This window comes from Mesorhizobium sp. M0676, from assembly GCF_040320535.1.
Classification (GTDB): Bacteria; Pseudomonadota; Alphaproteobacteria; order Rhizobiales; family Rhizobiaceae; genus Mesorhizobium.
Map to the genome: position 1 here is coordinate 87,134 of NZ_JAMYPU010000024.1, position 16,013 is coordinate 103,146.

Here is a 16,013-nt window from a genome sequence, read left to right on the forward strand (position 1 = left end):
CCGCTCGCCGTGCGGGACCGTTACGCCAAGCTTTGTCTGTCCGGCAGGGGTCGGCGGCTATGGCGACGGGTTCATTCCAATCCGCCGGATAAGCACCCGTCCAATCAGGGAGAGACCGATGCCGATCAGCAGGAAGAAACCGCCGAGCATGCCGGCCAGCCCGGCAAGGAACCAGCGTCCGGCGAAGCTGTCGACCGAGGCATTTTGCGGATTGGTTGGGTCGTAAGCGACAGGGACGCTGTCGCCATCACCCCAGAACGAGCTGTGGACGGCATTGTTGAAGCGGATGACGGTGCCGTCGGCGGTCGAGAACTCGATGCGGGGATTGTATTCGGCGGCGACAATCCTGCCTGTCGCCGAAGCGGTACGAGGGCCGTACATCTCGACGATGGCCAGCACGCCGGAAGCGATCAGTCCGACAATGCCAAAGATGATGAACACCCTGCCGACGACCGGCAGCGCCGCAAAACCCGTTACACGACTACCATTGGCCATCTTTTGCTCCCGGCAACGACGGAGAAGGCTAGATCGTCATCATAGAGCAAACATCTGCCGCGCGGGAGATGGGGTGATTGCGAAGCGGACTTCTGATTGCATGATGCCTATTGTGGCGACGCAAAAAAGTTTAGTGGCGATGGATTAAGATCCCCGCCTGTTTCGTAAACAGGGCATGAAACGGTCGATGCCACGCTTCGATATTGTCGGACAGCTGGGTTCGCTCAGGCGCTACGCACGCTCGCTGACGCGCGACGGCACTGACGCCGAGGATCTGGTGCACGATGCGCTGGTGCGCGCCTATGAGCGGCGCGACACATTCCGCTCGGGCGGTAATCTGCGGGCATGGCTGCTGTCGATCGTCCACAACGCTTTCATCGACAAGATGCGCTCGCGCCGGTCGGAAGCGGTGCGCGTCGAGCAGGCCGGCTATCTCACCGATGCCAGCACGCCGGCGCCGCAGGAACATTCCGTGCGCCTGGCGCAGGTGCGCGAGGCCTTTTTCCATCTGCCGGAGGAGCAGCGTTCGGCGCTGCATCTGGTCGCCATCGAGGGCCTTTCCTACCAGCAGGCCGCCGACGCCAGCGGGGTGCCGCTGGGCACGCTGATGTCGCGCATCGGCAGGGCGCGCGCAGCACTGCGCGAGACGGAAAACGCTGCACCTTCGCCGGCCAAAAGCCATCTGAGGATCGTGGGAGACCCGTCATGACCGACCTGTTGCGGGACCCGGTGACCGATACCGATCTCGATTCTTATGTCGACGACCAGCTGGATGTCGCGCGCCGCATCGAGGTCGAGGCGTTCCTGTCGGCTCGTCCGGAGGCTGCGGCGCGGGTGATGTCCGACTTGAGGACGCGCGACGAGCTGCGCCTGGCGCTGGCTGCTTCCACAGGAATGGCGCGGCCGGCGACGACTGAAGTCGCGCGCCGGCTGGGCAGGGGACTGGCCAGTCGCCGCGTCTTCGCCGTGCTGCAGCGGGCGGCCGCGGTCGCCGTCTTTGTCGCTGCCGGCTGGCTGGCGAACGGCCTCTTCGGGCCGCTGCTGGTGACCAAGGTCGTGGCTTCGCCGCCGCCGCCCGCCTATGTCGAAGAAGCGATCCGGGCGCACAAGACGACGCTCATGCGCGAGGCGATGCCCTCGCAGCTGGAGGCGCCCAACTACAATGGCGACGAAATCCGCGCCGCCACCGCAATCGTCATGCCATCGCTGCCCAAGGACTGGAAGGTCCGCGACGTGCAGATCTATCCGTCGCGCTTCGGGCCGAGCGTCGAAGTGGCGCTGGAGACGAAGGATATGGGGCTGGTCTCGCTGTTTGCGATCCGGCCCGGAACCTTCGACGTGGTCAAGCCTGCCATCGCGCCCTCCGGCGACATCTCCTCTGCCTATTTCCAGATCGGCGAGGTCGCGTACGCGGTCGTCGCGCGCAGCGATGTCCACGACCTCGACCGCGCCGCCGAGACGCTTGCCAAGACACTTTACTGATCAGGACACTTTACTGAGACCACATAAGGAGAACCCGCATGAATACCCCTGACCTCGGATACCGCATGGGCACTGGCGCGCGCGCCGGCGCCGTCTATGACGAGGGCCTGCGCAGCCACATGCTGCGTGTCTATAACTATATGGGCATCGGCCTCGTCGTCACCGGCATCGTCGCCATGGTGGTCGCTTCGACGCCGGCCCTCTACGTGCCGATCTTTTCCAGCCCGCTGAAATGGGTGGTGATGCTGGCGCCGCTCGCCTTCGTGCTGCTGTTCTCGTTCAAGATGCAGACGATGTCGGCGGCGAGCGCCCAGTTGATGTTCTGGGCCTTCTGCGCGGTGATGGGCCTGTCGCTGGCTTCGGTGTTCCTGGTCTTCACCGGCACCAGCATCGCGCGCACCTTCTTCATCACCGCCACGATGTTCGGCGCCACCAGCCTCTACGGCTACACGACCAAGCGCGACCTGACCCAGTTCTCGTCCTTCCTGATCATGGGCCTGATCGGTGTGGTGATCGCCAGCGTCGTCAACATCTTCCTTGGCTCCACCGCGCTGCAGTTCGCCATCTCGGTGATCGGCATTGCCGTCTTTGTCGGCCTGACCGCCTGGGACACGCAGACGATCAAGGAACAGTATGCGGAGAATTTCGATGCGGAATCGCAGCAGAAGCTCGCCGTCTTCGGCGCGCTGTCGCTGTACCTGAACTTCGTCAACATCTTCCAGCTGTTGCTGAATTTCACCGGCGAGCGCGAATAGTCGAACCGTAGCAGGGCAACAATCTCGATCTCGCAGTGGCCGGAGGAGAATCTCCGGCCACTGTCGTTTTTGCAGTCGAGACATCGCTCCTCTATCAGCGCGATGTCGCTGCGCCCTTGAGTCCATGCGGGCTTTTGCTAACCTGCCGCTCGCACGCAGCTTTCCGCGAGAACGCATGGAACAAGTGACGCTTCACGGCGACGGCATTTCGGCGACCATTGTCGGGCAGGGGGCCGAGCTCGTCTCCTTGCGCGATGCCGAGGGTCTGGAGTTTTTGTGGCAGGCCGGGCCGGAATGGCGGCGGCATTCGCCGGTGCTGTTTCCGATCGTCGGCCGGCTGAAGGGCGACCAGCTTCGCCATCGGGGCCAGGTCTATCCCCTGACGCAGCACGGATTTGCCCGCGACAAGCCGTTTGTGTGGGCTGACGCGAGCCCCCGATCCTGCACGCTGGTGTTGACCGACGATGCCGATACACGCACGCGCTATCCGTTCGCCTTTCGCCTTGCCATCACCTACACGCTCGAGCGTCGCGAACTTGGTGTGAGCTTCGAGATTGCCGACACCGGCGACGAGACGCTGCCAGCCTCCATCGGTGCACATCCGGCTTTCAATTGGCCATTGCAGCCGGGGCTCGCCAAGACAGACTACCACCTGACCTTTGCCCAGAACGAGCCGGCGCCGATCCGCCGGCTGAAGGATGGCCTGGTGGTGGCTGCACCACAGCCGACGCCCATCGAAGGCAAAACGCTGGCGCTTTCCGAACAGCTGTTCGAGGCAGACGCCGTGATCCTCGACCGGCCGGCCAGCACCAGCGTGCGCTATGCCGCCGCGAACGGTGCGGCGATCGAGATGTCGTGGCAGGGTTTTAAGGAATTGGGCATCTGGTCGAAGCCGGGCGGCGCTCCGTTCCTGTGTATCGAACCCTGGCACGGGCTTGCCAGCCCCGTGGATTTCGATGGCGAGTTCGCGGACAAGCCGGGCGTGATGCTGATCGCGCCCGGTGAAAAGCGCGTGCTGAGCTATCAGGTACGGCTCGACCATGCGCCGCTGTGACCGATGAACCAGAGACAGGCGCGATGAAACTTGGCTTCATCGGCACGGGTGCCCTTACAGCGGCCATTGTCAGCGGGCTCAAATCCGTCGCGGATAACTCCGTCTCCGTGCTGCTGTCGCCGCGCAATGAAGAGATCGCCGCAGAGCTGGCAGCCCGTTATCCGGATGTGTGTATCGCTGATGACAATCAGGCGGTTCTCGATCAATGCGACCTAGTCATGCTGGCTGTCCGGCCGCAAATTGCGCATGACGTCCTGCCGGGTTTGCGGTTTCGGCGCGAGCATCACCTCATCAGCTTGATCGCCACGCTGCCGCGCGAGGAGATTGCCGGCTTGACCGCACCCGCGCACCAGGTGACGAAAGCGCTGCCCATGCCGATGATCGCCCACCGGCTGGGGGCAACGATCATCTGCCCGCCGGATGCCACTGTCGCTGCCTTGTTTGGCAATCTGGGGAAAGTGATCGAGGTCGAGAACCCAGCCGAATTCAATGCGTTGAGCGTGGCCGCCGCAACCTATGCCAGCTACTTCAGATATCTCGATACGATCAACAGCTGGCTCAAGAGGAATGGCGTGGAGGAAGGGAAGGGGCGCGATTACATCGCCTCGCTTTTCAAAGCCTTGGGATGCGCTCCTGATATGTCGCCGGATGCCGACTTCATGCATCTGGCGCAGGACTATGCGACGCGCGGCGGCATCAACGAACAGGTTCTTCGCGAACTCACGGCGCGAAACGTGTTCGAGGCGCTCACCGAGAGCCTGGACGGCGTACACCGGCGCATCGTCGGCGATACGCCTTGATGGGCGGTACCTTGAAATTCCCTGATGATCAGGAGTATGGCTCCAACGGATGTTCCGGACCGTTTCGGGAGGGTCGGCGGGTGCCTGGATGCTTGAAATTGGGCTTTGTGGCAGCGGCGCTGGCTGTGCTGATTGTCTTTCCGGTCGCTGCCGCCGACATCGACCGCGCCAGCCTCTACCGCGCGCAATCGGTGACCAGCGGCACTGGCGAGGAGAACCGGGCCTGGGGCCTGGCGCCGTGCCTTGAAGAGGTGCTGGTCAAGGTTTCCGGCGACCCGCGGCTGATCGGCGACCCGCGTGTTGCGGACATGAGCCGGCACGCGGCCGACTATGTCACTGGTGTCGGCTACCGCGACCTGCTCAACAACCGCCCGCCGCATGACGAGCAGGGCACCCACGACCGGCCGCATTACATCACCGCCGATTTCGACCCGGACAAGATCGATGCCTTGCTGGCGTCGCTCGGGCGCAAACCGTGGGCGGTGCCGCGGCCAAAAATCGTCGCACTGCTGGATGTAAGGCCGATGAAAGGCGACGGCTTCACGCTGGTGCGCGATGGCGGCGGCGAGCTTGCGGCGGATATGCGCGTTGCGCTGGCGGACGCGGCGCACCGGACCGGTTTGCCGCTGGAGTTGCCTCGGCCGTCCGACGTCGCGCTCGCCGACGTGGCCAACACGCTGGATGGGGACGCCCTGCTTGCCGGCACTTTGGTATGGCGCCAGGAAGCGCTGGGCTGGGTCGGCGACTGGCGGCTCAGCTTCAAGGATAAGGAGTATCGCTGGCAGGTACGTGGCGTCAGTTTCGACGATGCGTTCCGCAACGCCACGCGCGGAACGCTGCAGATCCTGTCGGGCAATGGAGAGCCGGAAGCCGTCACGCCCTGACTTCAAGGGAACCTTCTTGCCCGAGCGCCGTAAACAAAGTGGCGGGCAAGCTTTGAGCAAGGAGGTATAATTGCAACATCGCCGGATCGACATTGACGGAAACAGCATCTTCTATCGCGAGGACGGCCCGCCTGATGCTCCCGTCCTTCTCCTGCCGCACGGCTATCCGTGCTCGTCCTATCAATTCCGACGGTTGATGCCGGCACTTGCCGATCGGTGGCATACATTCGCGCCGGACTTTCCCGGCTTTGGCTACAGCGGCACGCCCGAAATGTCGGACTTTGGCTATGATTTCGATGCCTATGCCGGGTTTCTGACAGCTTTCGCCGATGCGCTCGGCACGTCGCGCTATGCGCTCTGGCTGCACGATTACGGCTCTCAGATCGGACTGCGCCACGCCATCGCACATCCCGAGCGCATCGCCGCACTCATCATCCAGAACGGCGATATATACCAGGATGTTCTCGGGCCGAAATACGCTGGGATAAAAGCCTATTGGAAGGAAAAGACGCCCGAAAAGCACCGGCCGTTGGAAGAGGCGGTGAGCGAGGAGGGATTCCGGCACGAGTTTATCGGAGAGGTGGATTACGCTGTAGCCGAGCGCGTGCCTCCCGATCTTTGGAAACTCCACTGGCCTTTGATGGACACGCCGATCCGCCGGCGGCTCGCGGTCGGCCTGATGGAGAAGCTGGAGGCGAACCTCGGCTGGTTCCCGCGCTATCAGAGCTATCTGCGCGAGCACCAACCGCAGACGCTCATTGTCTGGGGCCCCGAGGATGGTTACATGCCGGCACAATCGGCGCATGCCTACCACCGCGATTTGCCGGAAGCAGAACTTCATCTCATCGGCGGCGCCGGCCACTGGCTGCTCGAAACCCATTTCGATGAGGCGCTTCCCCTGGTGCGCGATTTTCTGGCGCGCGTCCACAGTCAGGAAGCGAAAGGGACGGGCCGGGCGGCCGGCCGGGCGTAGACCCCTCCGTTGCGGCCACCCGATCAATCTGCAACCATGGCGTCATGATGGAGAAGTCTGCCGCGCCCTGGCCTCTGCTGCAAATCGCGATCGAGCCGAAGTCGCGGGCCGATCAGGAGAATCTGCTTGTCACTTCGTCCAAGCTCGCGCCTGACGACCGCGACCCACCGGCCGCCATGGCCATGGCCAGATGACGTCGCCAAAATTCTCCTCGCGGGCAGGGTTCCTTGTCGGCCTCGGTATCACGCCCGTCGCCTTTTTCCTGGCGCTCTATTCGGCCGGAGCCGGGCATGGCGACTATGGGCTGGCGCGACTTCTCTATCCGGTCCCCATGCTGGCAACGCTGTTGACCAACACAAGGATCACCGGCCTTTCCATCGGATTGGCTGCGCTGCAGTTTCCTGCCTATGGGGCATTTGTTGCGGGCGCCGGCGGCTCCAGATGGCTGGCCCTTGGCGTCTTCCATCTTGTTGCAATCGCAGCAGCCTTCAGCGGCCTCCTGGAAAGCTTTTCGGGATGACGCTCCTGTTCGTTATCCTGGTGCCAGCCCGTCGAGCAGGAAGTCGAGGCCTTTGCGAAAGGCGCCATCCCTTGAGAAATGAAGACCACGCCAACTCATTTCGCCACTGCTTCGTCAACGTTCCTCCCGCCAAGCAATCAGAGCCGCCGGCCTGCATCTCAGTCAGCAGGGCGTATATTGGCACGCCCCTAATGGAAGCAGCAGCCACATATGAAAGTCGCATAAGATAGATTATGGAACTTATGCATCAGGTTGCAGCTGGGAAATGACGCGGATTTCATGGCATGACCGACGCGTGTTGCCTTGAGCCGTTGGCCAACGCTACGCTGTGTCGATGAACAGGAAAGCGTGACATCGAAGCGGCGATCGAAGTGTTCGTGCACGGCTTCAGTACCGACAAGAGCCGTTCCTTTCCCTACGAAGCCAGCCGCGTCGGACCCTTGTGGCTGATGCGCGATGCCGAGCGCAAGAATGCACGCGACTACCGTGGCGAAGAATGGATCGTCCATGACGTCGCCGCCGAGGAAGCCGATGCCATCGTGCGGCAGCATGCGCGGCCAAGCTTTGCCGTTTCGGTCGTGATCGCGAATGACGGCCCGGACGAACCGACGCGAACTGCCTACAAGGCGCTCGGCTACCGGCTGCTGCGGACGGAAGGCTTTTTCGTCCAGTCGCTGCGCCAAATTCCAGACCCGCCAGCAATCGTCTCTATCGAACGCGTGAGGACGGCTGAACGCGCTGCACAACTGGGAAAGGTCATACGCAGGCGGCCACTTCCAGACGATCAACTCGGCGACGATGCGCCGTTTCGCCAGTATGTGGCGCTCGATGGCGACGCCATCGTCGGGCGTGTGCGCAGCATAGACGCCGTCGGCGCCACATGGTGCTCGGCAATGTTTGTCGAGCCTTCGCACCGGCGTCGAGGCATCGGCCAGGCGCTGATGGCCAAAATGCTGCATGACGACAAAGCGCATGGGTCGCGGTGCTCGATGCTGTTGGCGACGCGTGCCGGAGCACTGCTTTATCCCCGCATGGGCTATGAGCGGATTGGAACGCTGCTGATCTTCGCGCCGAAGAACCGAACGTCCTTATAAAGATCTGCTCGTATCCTCCTGTCTCATAAAGGAATTTCGATCACCATGCCGTCATAGGCCGGAGTGACGTTGGCCGGCACCTCGGCCTTCACCGTGGCATAGTCGAGCGGCACATGCATATGCGTCAGCACGGCCTGTTTCGGCGCCAGTTTTTCAATCCAGCCAAGCGCCTGACCGAGCGACAGATGACTGGGATGGGTATGGTACTGCAAGGCATCGATGACCAGCATTTCCAGGCCGCGCAGCCGCTCGGCGGTGGTATCCGGGAAGTCGCTTATATCGGGGCAGTAGGCCAGCCCGCCGATGCGGAAGCCGAGCGAAATGATGTCGCCATGGATCTGCGGCAGCGGCTCGAGGGTGAGGGCACCGCCCTCGCCTTCGATCGTCACCGCCCTTGCGTGATCGATGATGTGCGGCCTGACGATCGGCGGATAGGAACTGCCAAGCGGCGTCTCGAAGCAATAGCCGAACGCTTCGCGCAGCCTGAGCATGGTCGGCTGGTCGGCATGGACATCGATCAAATGGCGCTGCTCCAGCACGTAGCCGCGCAGATCGTCGATGCCGTGGATGTGGTCGGCGTGCGGATGCGTATAGACGACGGCGTCGATGCGCCGGACCGCCGCCATCAGCATCTGCTCACGGAAATCAGGCCCGGTGTCGATGACGACCGTGGTTCTGGCGCCGTTGGCTGCTATCCGCTCGACGAGCGCGGCTGAGCGTGTACGCCGGTTTTTCGGATTGGCCGGGTCGCAATTGCCCCAATCGCCGGTGATGCGCGGCGTGCCAGGTGACGAGCCGCAGCCGAGGATGGTGAGGCGCAGCCGGTCGCTCATGCGTCAGAGCCCGGCGGGCCGCGGCATCTTGCCGAACAGCCGGAAGAAGTTTGCCGTCGTCAGCGTCGCGATCTCGGCTTCGCCAACGCCGACCGTCTCCGCCAGCACCTTGGCTGTATGCGCGACATAGGCCGGCTCGTTGCGTTTGCCGCGGAACGGCACCGGCGCCAGATACGGCGCGTCGGTCTCGACCAGCAGCCGGTCATGCGGCACATCGGCTGCGATGGCGCGTAAATCGGCGGAGTTCTTGAAGGTCAGTATGCCCGAGAAGGACACATAGCCACCAAGCGCCACGCCGACCTCTGCCAGCCGTCGCCCCGACGAAAAACAATGCAGGATGAAGGGGAAGGCGCCCTTCCCTGTTTCGTCTTCGAGGATGGCAGCCATGTCGTCATCGGCATCGCGCGAATGGATCACCAGCGGCAAGCCGGTCTCGCGCGCGGCCGCTATGTGAGTGCGAAAGCCCTGCGCCTGCGCATCGCGTGGCGCCTTGTCGTAAAAATAGTCGAGCCCGGCCTCGCCGATCGCCACCACCTTCGGGTGCGCGGACAGGCGCACAAGGTCCTCAGCCGTCACATCCAGTTCTTCGCCGGCATTGTGAGGATGGGTGCCGACCGAGCAATAGATTTCGTCGAAACTCTCGGCAATCTCAAGCACTTGCGCAAACCGCTTCACGCGTGTCGAGATGGTCACCATGTGACCTATACCGGCAGCCTTTGCGCGGGCGACGATGGCCGCCCGCTCCTCGGTGAAATCCGGAAAGTCGAGATGGCAATGGCTGTCGACGAGCATCAGGCGCTCGCCTCAGGGTTTTCGACATAACGCGGAAACACGCCCTCCGGCGCGGGCAGCGCCGTGCCGGGCACCAGCGCATAGTCGGCATGGACATGCGCGAAGTCACGCTTGTCCGCCGGCACCGCCAGCAGGTCCAGCAGCTTGCCGGCCGACCCCGGAATGTAGGGCTGGCACAGCAATGCCACGCGCCGCACCAGTTCGGCGGTCGTCCACAGCACTGTTTCCATGCGCGCCGGATCGGTCTTCTTCAGCGCCCAGGGCGCCTGCGAGGCGAAGTAGCGATCCGCTTCCGCCACAACGCCGAAGATCGCCGCCAACGCGAGATGGATGCCCTGTTCCGCCATCGCCTGGCGCGCGGTACCCAGCGCTTCCACCGCCTGGTCGAGGATCGCGCTGTCGGCTTCGGTCAGCTCGCCGCGATGCGGCACCACGCCGCCGCAGTTCTTGGCGATCATCGACAGCGAGCGCTGCGCCAGATTGCCGAGACCGTTGGCGAGATCGGCATTTGTGCGGTTGACGATCGCGTCATGGCTGTAGCTGCCGTCCTGGCCGAATGGCACCTCACGCAAGAAGAAATAGCGCACCTGGTCGAGGCCGTAATGCTCGACCATGGTGAAGGGGTCTACGACATTGCCGACCGACTTCGACATTTTCTCGCCGCGGTTGAACAGGAAGCCATGCGCGAAGACGCGCTTCGGCAGTTCGATGCCGGCCGACATCAGGAAAGCCGGCCAGTAGACGGCATGGAAGCGGACGATGTCCTTGCCGATAATGTGCGTGGCCGGCCAGTAGCGCCATTGCTCGGCCTTGGTGTCGGGATAGCCGGCAGCGGTGATGTAGTTGGTCAAGGCATCGACCCAGACATACATCACATGCTTGTCGTCGCCGGGCACCGGCACGCCCCAATTGAAGGTCGTGCGCGAGACCGAGATGTCCTTGAGGCCGGACCTGACGAAGCTCATCACCTCATTTCGGCGCTCGGCCGGACCGACGAAATCGGGCTGGCTTTCGTACAGCGCAAGCAATTTGTCCTGATAGGCGGAAAGCCTGAAGAAGTAGCTTTCCTCCTCATTCCATTCGACCGGCGAGCCAAGCGGCTCGCGGCGCACGCCGTCGTCGCCGAGCGTGGTTTCGCTCTCTTCGAAATAGGCTTCCTGGCGGACCGAATACCAGCCACTGTAGCGGTCGAGATAGATGTCGCCATTGGCCGCCATCGCCTTCCAGATCGCCTGGCACGACTCGTAGTGGCGTGGTTCCGTCGTGCGGATGTAATCATCATTCGAGCCGCCCAGGACCTCTGTCATCGAACGGAAGATCGCCGAGTTGCGGTCGGCAAGCGCGAGTGGCGTTATGCCTTCCTTCTCGGCCGTCTGCTGCATCTTGAGGCCGTGTTCGTCAGTGCCGGTGAGGAAGAGCACGTCCTTGCCGTCCAGGCGCTGGAAGCGGGCCAGCGCGTCGGTCGCAATGACCGTATAGGCGTGGCCGATATGCGGCTTGCCGTTCGGATAGAAAATCGGTGTCGTGATGTAGAATGTGTCGCGTGACATGAATGAACCGTCATGAATGTCCGAATTGAGTGTGAGCGGTGGATATCGCATCGAGACGGCGATTGCCATCCCGACCCAATGCCGAAACCGGTCACATTCGCATTGCGGAATTCAGGCGGTCGATCATGGTCAAGGCGTGCTGCTTCTTGTCAAGATTGTAGGTATCGGTCTCAGATATGGCGTTCAGCGCCTCGTGCCAAGTGTCGGACAGCGTTTTCGCCCGCGCGAGATCCCCAGCCAGCGCGGCTTCACTGGCGCCGGTGGAGAGCAGATCGAGCGCGCGGCGGTTGAAGATGTCGAACTGGATCGCCTGGTCGCGGCCGGCGACGGCCTCGGCAAGGCGATAGGCGCCGGCGATGTCGCTCTTGCCCGACGTGACCAGGGCGTCGAGGGTGCCGGCAATCTCCAGCCCGCCATATTGGGTCAGAAGGATCGCATTGCGGGCGCTGCCCCCTGCCCGTTCCGCTAGTGCCGCGCGCGCAGCAGGATCGGAAGGTGGCGGCGGCTCGACGGTCTCCAGAACACTCATCAGGCTGCCGGCATCGAGCGGCGTCAGCCGCACCATCTGGCAGCGCGAACGGATGGTCGGCAAAAGGCTGCCCGGCGCATGCACGATGAGGATGAACAGCGTGCGGCTCGGCGGCTCCTCGAGGTTCTTCAGCAAGGCATTGGCGGCGTTGGTGTTCATGTCGTCGGCCGGATCGACGATCACCACCCGGTAGCTGCCGTCATGCGAGGTCAGCGACAGGAAGCGGTTGACCTTGCGGATCTCGTCGACGGTGACGACGGTCTTGAAACTCTTGGTCTTGTCGTTCAGCGGCCGGGTCAGGTGCAGCACGCCGGGATGCGCCCCGGTGGCGATCTGGCGAAACAGCGGTGAGGCCGGATCGGGAACGGCAAACGTGTCCGGCGCCTGGTCGAAGGCCGGATGCTTCAACAGATGGTGCGCCAGGTGAAAGGCAAGCGTCGCCTTGCCGATGCCGACCGGCCCGGCAAAGATCAACGCATGCGGCAGTTTTCCCGAGCGATAGGCGGCAGCGAGCATCGCGGCCGCCTGCTCATGGCCGACCAGGCGCAGCGTCTCGGACGGCTCCGGTACACCGTCCAGCGTGTCGTGCTGCTCGGGAGCGATGCGTTCGAAGATCATGCGGGCGCCGCCTGTCGGTTGCGCGCGGGCGCCCTCGCCTCAAGTGCGGCGAACACCACCGCGGTGATGACATCCTCCACCGCAGCGGGAGGCGCCGACGCGTCGATCACGATGCAGCGGTCCGGCTCGGCCGCTGCGATCGCCAGGAAGGCGTCACGGCGGCGCTGGTGGATGTCCAGCGTCTCCTTTTCGAAGCGGTCCGGACCGTCCTCGGCGCCACGCCGCGCGGCGGCGCGCCGCAAGCCCTCGGCGGGGTCAATGTCAAGGATCAGCGTCATGTCCGGCATCATGCCGTTGATGGCGACCTCCTCCAGAGCTTCCATGAAAGCCGGATCGAGGCCGCCGGTGACGCCCTGATAGACGCGCGACGAATCCAGGAAACGGTCGCAAAGCACGATGGAGCCGCGCTCCACCGCCGGCCGGATGACCTGCTCGACATGGTCGGAGCGTGCGGCGGCAAACAGCAACGCCTCCATTTTCGGCCCGAAAGGCTCGGCGGCGCCGGACAGGAGCACGTGCCTGACCGCCTCGGCGCCGGGTGACCCCCCGGGTTCGCGGGTGAGGAGGACATCGTATTTCTTGGCGCGCATCTTCTGGGCCAGCCGCTCGATCTGCGTCGACTTGCCGGCGCCCTCGCCGCCTTCGAAGGTGATGAAAAATCCGCTTGCCAATCGAAAGGCCTTTGTCCTGCTTTGCGCTGGTGTCTTAGTCCGCGCCCGAGAAAAGGTCCACGCCGCAGGAACTCAACGCAGCCAGCCTACGGCCAGTTCCCTGGCGGCATCAAACGCTCGTTGCGGCAGTGTGCCGACGCCAACCGATTCGGCGGCGAAAAGCGGGGTTTCCTGGCTCAGCGTGTCGCCGATCCAGACGCGCAGCGCGCCGACGGGCTGTCCCTCCTCCACCGGCGCCGATACCGGCCCCTGATAGACGATCCTGGCGGTCAGCTTGTCGCGGTTGGCGATCGGCAGCAGGACGTCGATGGGCGCCTTTGCCTTCAGCGCTACGCTGGATTTGGCGCCGCCGAACACCTGGGCCTCGCCGACCACTTCGTTGCTGGCGAAAATCTCGGTCTTCTCGAAGGAGCGGACGCCCCATTCAAGCAGCTTGCGCGCTTCCTCGGCCCGCTCGCGATCGTTCGCCAATCCGCTCATCGCGGCGATCACCCGCGTCCCGTCATGGCTGACCGAGCCGACAATGCCGAAACCGCCCGTCTCGCTCGACCCGACCGCCATTCCGTCGGCGCCGATGCCCATGGCCAGCAACGGGTTGCGGTTCTTTTGCGAGATCTTGTTCCAGGTGAAATCGGGCCGGCCGTAATAGAGATAGAGATCCGGATATTCGCGCCATATATGCAGGCCAAGCTGCGCCAGTTCGCGCACCGTCGTCTGCTGGCCGTCGGCCGGCAGGCCGGTGGAATTGACAAATGTCGATTTCGGCAGCCCGATCTGGCGCGCGCGATCGTTCATCTGAGCGGCGAAATTCTCTTCCGAGCCGGCCATGCCTTCGGCCAGCACCATGCAGCCGTCATTGGCGGCCTGTATGGTGACCCCCTGGATCAGGTCCTCGACCCGCACCGCCGATTTAAGCTTGGCGAACATGGTCGACGTTCCCGACGGGGCGCCGCCCTTGCGCCAGGCATTCTCCGAGACCACGAAGGTGTCGTCGAGGCTCATGCGCTTCGACTTGATGGCGTTGAAGACCATCTCCATGGTCATCAGCTTGGCCATCGAGGCCGGCGGGATCGGTTGGTCGGCATCCTTGGAAAACAGCACCGTGCCGGTTTCGGCATCGATCATGAAAGCCTGCGTGGCCTTGGTCTCGAAAAGCTGCGCGTTGGCCGGAACCAGCGCGGCAAGCAAGAAGCCAAGGCCAAAAAGCCCGGCAAAAGGGTGGAAAAGGCGAAATCGCATGAAGAGGCTCGACCTGTTAGCCGGCAGAAACTTGCCGCAACGCTATCAGGCTTCTTCCCGGCGGATCAACCGCGCAATCACAAAACCGGCGTGCCTTTGTTGGTCAGTTGCGCACAGCCAGCGCGTCCGGCGCGCCATGCGACCATGCCGCGCGCAAGAGGTCGTCGACATTGCCGTGGCCATCCGGATAGAGATTGACCGCGTACCAGTCATTGCCGTCGAGCTCGGTGCTCTGGATTTCCGTCCTGCCGAAGGGTTTTAGGGCCGCAGCCACCCGCTTTGCCTCGGCGGCATCGTCGAAGGAGCCGGCGGCGACATAGTCGGAAACGGCAGGCGCCGCCTGCGGGTTGGATTTCTTCCACGATTGCAGGATGTCGGCTGGTGACATGCCCTGGTCATCGAGTGCTGCAAAGACGTCGGCGCGCTGCACGCGTGCATCCGCATAGGAGAGCGAAGCCACGGCAAAGGGCGATTCCGGGCGCTGAGGCACGATCGGCCCGAATTCCGGCAGCGTCACATCGCTTGAGCCCGGTGCCTGCATCGACATCACTGGCTGTGTGTCGGAATTCGTCAACTGACCAGGAAACGGCACTGCGGCAGGTGGTGCGCCAACAGATAGGCTCGGCGAAGGTCCGTTCATCGCCACCATGACGCCGGTCGGCAAGCCATCGGACGGGTCCGGGCGGTTGTTGCCCGGGCGATAGGAGGCGACCAGATATTGGTCGTCGTCGCCGTCGAGCGGCGCGCGGCCGATATATTCCACTTTGACCCTGGCCGTGCCGACCTTGGCATAGTCGAGCATTTGCGCGGCGCGTTCCGAGACATCGATGATGCGTCCCTCGTGATAGGGGCCGCGGTCGTTGACGCGCACGATGACCGAGCTTCCGGTCTCGGTGTTGGTGACACGGGCATAGCTCGGCAGCGGCATGGTCGGATGCGCCGCGGTCAGATGGGTCATGTCGTAGACTTCGCCATTGGCTGTGAGACGACCGTGGAAGGCATCGCCATACCAGGAGGCGAGACCGACCTTGGCGTAGCGCTTGTCTTCCTTGGGGTAATACCACTTGCCGCGCACCTGATAGGGTTTGCCCAACTGGTCGCGGCCGCCGCCGCGCCGCATGTACTGAACGCGCGGGCTGGCCTTCACGCCGTATTCGGTCTCGGCAAAATATTCCTTCGAGCGAGGCTTCTTGTAGACCATGGCTTTCGGCTCGGACTGCGGCGACGCGCACGCGGCCAGCAACGCAGCCGAAAGAGCGCACAACACCAAAGCAGGAGCGCGACGAAGACGCCGATGCGTCGTGGTCTGCATGTTTTCCGATGTCCCTACCGTCTCGACACAGGCGCCGCTTCTAGAATTTCGGCGGAGCCAGATGAGCAATGCCTGCGACGCGCCAATCCCCATCCCTTGTGCGCAGGAATTGTTTATCAGCGTATTAATCGATTGTGTCCGGAACCGGGCAGGAATGTGGCGGAGTTCTTGGGTCGGTCGGGCCTGTGGAGAGGCATTCGAGACGGTAGTGTGCTGAGAGTTCTGCAAATTCGCTGAGAGGGGGCGGTCATGGCAGGCTGGTGATTGTTCACGTCACCTGATTCCCGCGAAGGAACGCCACCATGACCAAGACTGAAGTTAAGACCGCCAGCGCTGCCGTCAAAGACATTTTGCTTTCGAACCCGGATGGATTGCACGAAGTGCTCCGTGCGGTGATGCAGGAGGTGCTTGA

17 protein-coding genes are annotated in these 16,013 nt (G+C 63.2%); 9 read left to right on the forward strand and 8 right to left on the reverse strand.

Annotated features, from left to right (window positions below; genetic code table 11):
* Positions 1–57 precede the first annotated feature (57 nt).
* Positions 58–495 (reverse strand): DUF3592 domain-containing protein, encoded by a 438-nt coding sequence (locus NKI35_RS23745; RefSeq protein ID WP_352741602.1) that lies wholly within the window; start codon positions 493–495, stop codon positions 58–60.
* Positions 496–670: 175 nt separating this feature from the next.
* Between NKI35_RS23745 and NKI35_RS23750 the strand changes: the two genes are divergently transcribed.
* The 9 genes from NKI35_RS23750 to NKI35_RS23790 all read left to right on the forward strand — a co-directional run bounded on the left by NKI35_RS23750 (position 671) and on the right by NKI35_RS23790 (position 8,057).
* Positions 671–1,204: a sigma-70 family RNA polymerase sigma factor gene (locus NKI35_RS23750; RefSeq protein ID WP_502897166.1), complete on the forward strand. Its 534-nt coding sequence runs from the start codon at positions 671–673 to the stop codon at positions 1,202–1,204.
* Complete coding sequence (locus tag NKI35_RS23755; RefSeq protein ID WP_352651863.1) at positions 1,201–1,977, forward strand: anti-sigma factor family protein; 777 nt, start codon at positions 1,201–1,203, stop codon at positions 1,975–1,977. Before NKI35_RS23750 ends, NKI35_RS23755 begins: the two co-directional genes overlap by 4 nt.
* A gap of 38 nt (positions 1,978–2,015) precedes the next feature.
* Complete coding sequence (locus tag NKI35_RS23760; RefSeq protein WP_023710521.1) at positions 2,016–2,732, forward strand: Bax inhibitor-1/YccA family protein; 717 nt, start codon at positions 2,016–2,018, stop codon at positions 2,730–2,732.
* A 175-nt stretch (positions 2,733–2,907) separates the two neighbouring features.
* Entirely contained in the window at positions 2,908–3,786 is an 879-nt protein-coding gene (locus tag NKI35_RS23765; RefSeq protein ID WP_352741604.1) for an aldose 1-epimerase family protein, read from the forward strand.
* A 23-nt stretch (positions 3,787–3,809) separates the two neighbouring features.
* On the forward strand, positions 3,810–4,586 hold the full coding sequence (locus tag NKI35_RS23770; RefSeq protein ID WP_352741605.1) for a pyrroline-5-carboxylate reductase: 777 nt from the start codon (positions 3,810–3,812) through the stop codon (positions 4,584–4,586).
* Between the two features lie 107 nt (positions 4,587–4,693).
* Positions 4,694–5,470 (forward strand): DUF8605 domain-containing protein, encoded by a 777-nt coding sequence (locus NKI35_RS23775; protein ID WP_352512113.1) that lies wholly within the window; start codon positions 4,694–4,696, stop codon positions 5,468–5,470.
* 70 nt (positions 5,471–5,540) lie between these two features.
* Entirely contained in the window at positions 5,541–6,443 is a 903-nt protein-coding gene (locus tag NKI35_RS23780; protein ID WP_352741606.1) for an alpha/beta fold hydrolase, read from the forward strand.
* Between the two features lie 190 nt (positions 6,444–6,633).
* The gene (locus tag NKI35_RS23785) at positions 6,634–6,963 is read left to right on the forward strand and encodes a hypothetical protein (RefSeq protein ID WP_352741607.1); all 330 of its coding nucleotides are present in this window, start codon (positions 6,634–6,636) and stop codon (positions 6,961–6,963) included.
* Between the two features lie 377 nt (positions 6,964–7,340).
* Complete coding sequence (locus NKI35_RS23790; protein ID WP_352741608.1) at positions 7,341–8,057, forward strand: GNAT family N-acetyltransferase; 717 nt, start codon at positions 7,341–7,343, stop codon at positions 8,055–8,057.
* A 23-nt stretch (positions 8,058–8,080) separates the two neighbouring features.
* On the opposite strand, the gene NKI35_RS23795 is transcribed toward NKI35_RS23790, so the two are convergent.
* The 7 genes from NKI35_RS23795 to NKI35_RS23825 form a co-directional block, all read right to left on the reverse strand.
* The gene (locus tag NKI35_RS23795) at positions 8,081–8,890 is read right to left on the reverse strand and encodes an MBL fold metallo-hydrolase (protein WP_023682541.1); all 810 of its coding nucleotides are present in this window, start codon (positions 8,888–8,890) and stop codon (positions 8,081–8,083) included.
* Between the two features lie 3 nt (positions 8,891–8,893).
* Positions 8,894–9,682: a TatD family hydrolase gene (locus NKI35_RS23800; RefSeq protein ID WP_023734018.1), complete on the reverse strand. Its 789-nt coding sequence runs from the start codon at positions 9,680–9,682 to the stop codon at positions 8,894–8,896.
* Positions 9,682–11,232 carry a methionine--tRNA ligase gene (metG, locus tag NKI35_RS23805; protein ID WP_023668947.1) on the reverse strand — a complete coding sequence of 517 codons (1,551 nt, stop codon included), beginning with the start codon at positions 11,230–11,232 and terminating at the stop codon, positions 9,682–9,684. The genes NKI35_RS23800 and metG overlap by 1 nt, the downstream gene beginning before the upstream one ends.
* A 91-nt stretch (positions 11,233–11,323) precedes the next feature.
* Complete coding sequence (locus NKI35_RS23810) at positions 11,324–12,379, reverse strand: DNA polymerase III subunit delta' (protein WP_023668948.1); 1,056 nt, start codon at positions 12,377–12,379, stop codon at positions 11,324–11,326.
* Positions 12,376–13,050: a dTMP kinase gene (gene tmk / locus NKI35_RS23815; RefSeq protein WP_023668949.1), complete on the reverse strand. Its 675-nt coding sequence runs from the start codon at positions 13,048–13,050 to the stop codon at positions 12,376–12,378. Before tmk ends, NKI35_RS23810 begins: the two co-directional genes overlap by 4 nt.
* Positions 13,051–13,122: 72 nt before the next feature.
* Entirely contained in the window at positions 13,123–14,289 is a 1,167-nt protein-coding gene (locus tag NKI35_RS23820; protein WP_352741609.1) for a D-alanyl-D-alanine carboxypeptidase family protein, read from the reverse strand.
* Between the two features lie 103 nt (positions 14,290–14,392).
* Positions 14,393–15,601 carry a septal ring lytic transglycosylase RlpA family protein gene (locus NKI35_RS23825; RefSeq protein ID WP_031243576.1) on the reverse strand — a complete coding sequence of 403 codons (1,209 nt, stop codon included), beginning with the start codon at positions 15,599–15,601 and terminating at the stop codon, positions 14,393–14,395.
* Between the last annotated feature and the right edge of the window lie 412 nt (positions 15,602–16,013).

Coding starts and splice junctions, on each gene's coding strand:
- metG (WP_023668947.1), bottom strand. CDS start 11,232: ATGTCACGCGACACATTCTACATCACGACACCGATTTTCTATCCGAAC.
- NKI35_RS23750 (WP_502897166.1), top strand. CDS start 671: ATGAAACGGTCGATGCCACGCTTCGATATTGTCGGACAGCTGGGTTCG.
- NKI35_RS23760 (WP_023710521.1), top strand. CDS start 2,016: ATGAATACCCCTGACCTCGGATACCGCATGGGCACTGGCGCGCGCGCC.
- NKI35_RS23770 (WP_352741605.1), top strand. CDS start 3,810: ATGAAACTTGGCTTCATCGGCACGGGTGCCCTTACAGCGGCCATTGTC.
- NKI35_RS23755 (WP_352651863.1), top strand. CDS start 1,201: ATGACCGACCTGTTGCGGGACCCGGTGACCGATACCGATCTCGATTCT.
- NKI35_RS23745 (WP_352741602.1), bottom strand. CDS start 495: ATGGCCAATGGTAGTCGTGTAACGGGTTTTGCGGCGCTGCCGGTCGTC.
- NKI35_RS23825 (WP_031243576.1), bottom strand. CDS start 15,601: ATGCAGACCACGACGCATCGGCGTCTTCGTCGCGCTCCTGCTTTGGTG.
- NKI35_RS23820 (WP_352741609.1), bottom strand. CDS start 14,289: ATGCGATTTCGCCTTTTCCACCCTTTTGCCGGGCTTTTTGGCCTTGGC.
- NKI35_RS23765 (WP_352741604.1), top strand. CDS start 2,908: ATGGAACAAGTGACGCTTCACGGCGACGGCATTTCGGCGACCATTGTC.
- NKI35_RS23800 (WP_023734018.1), bottom strand. CDS start 9,682: ATGCTCGTCGACAGCCATTGCCATCTCGACTTTCCGGATTTCACCGAG.
- NKI35_RS23810 (WP_023668948.1), bottom strand. CDS start 12,379: ATGATCTTCGAACGCATCGCTCCCGAGCAGCACGACACGCTGGACGGT.
- NKI35_RS23795 (WP_023682541.1), bottom strand. CDS start 8,890: ATGAGCGACCGGCTGCGCCTCACCATCCTCGGCTGCGGCTCGTCACCT.
- NKI35_RS23785 (WP_352741607.1), top strand. CDS start 6,634: ATGACGTCGCCAAAATTCTCCTCGCGGGCAGGGTTCCTTGTCGGCCTC.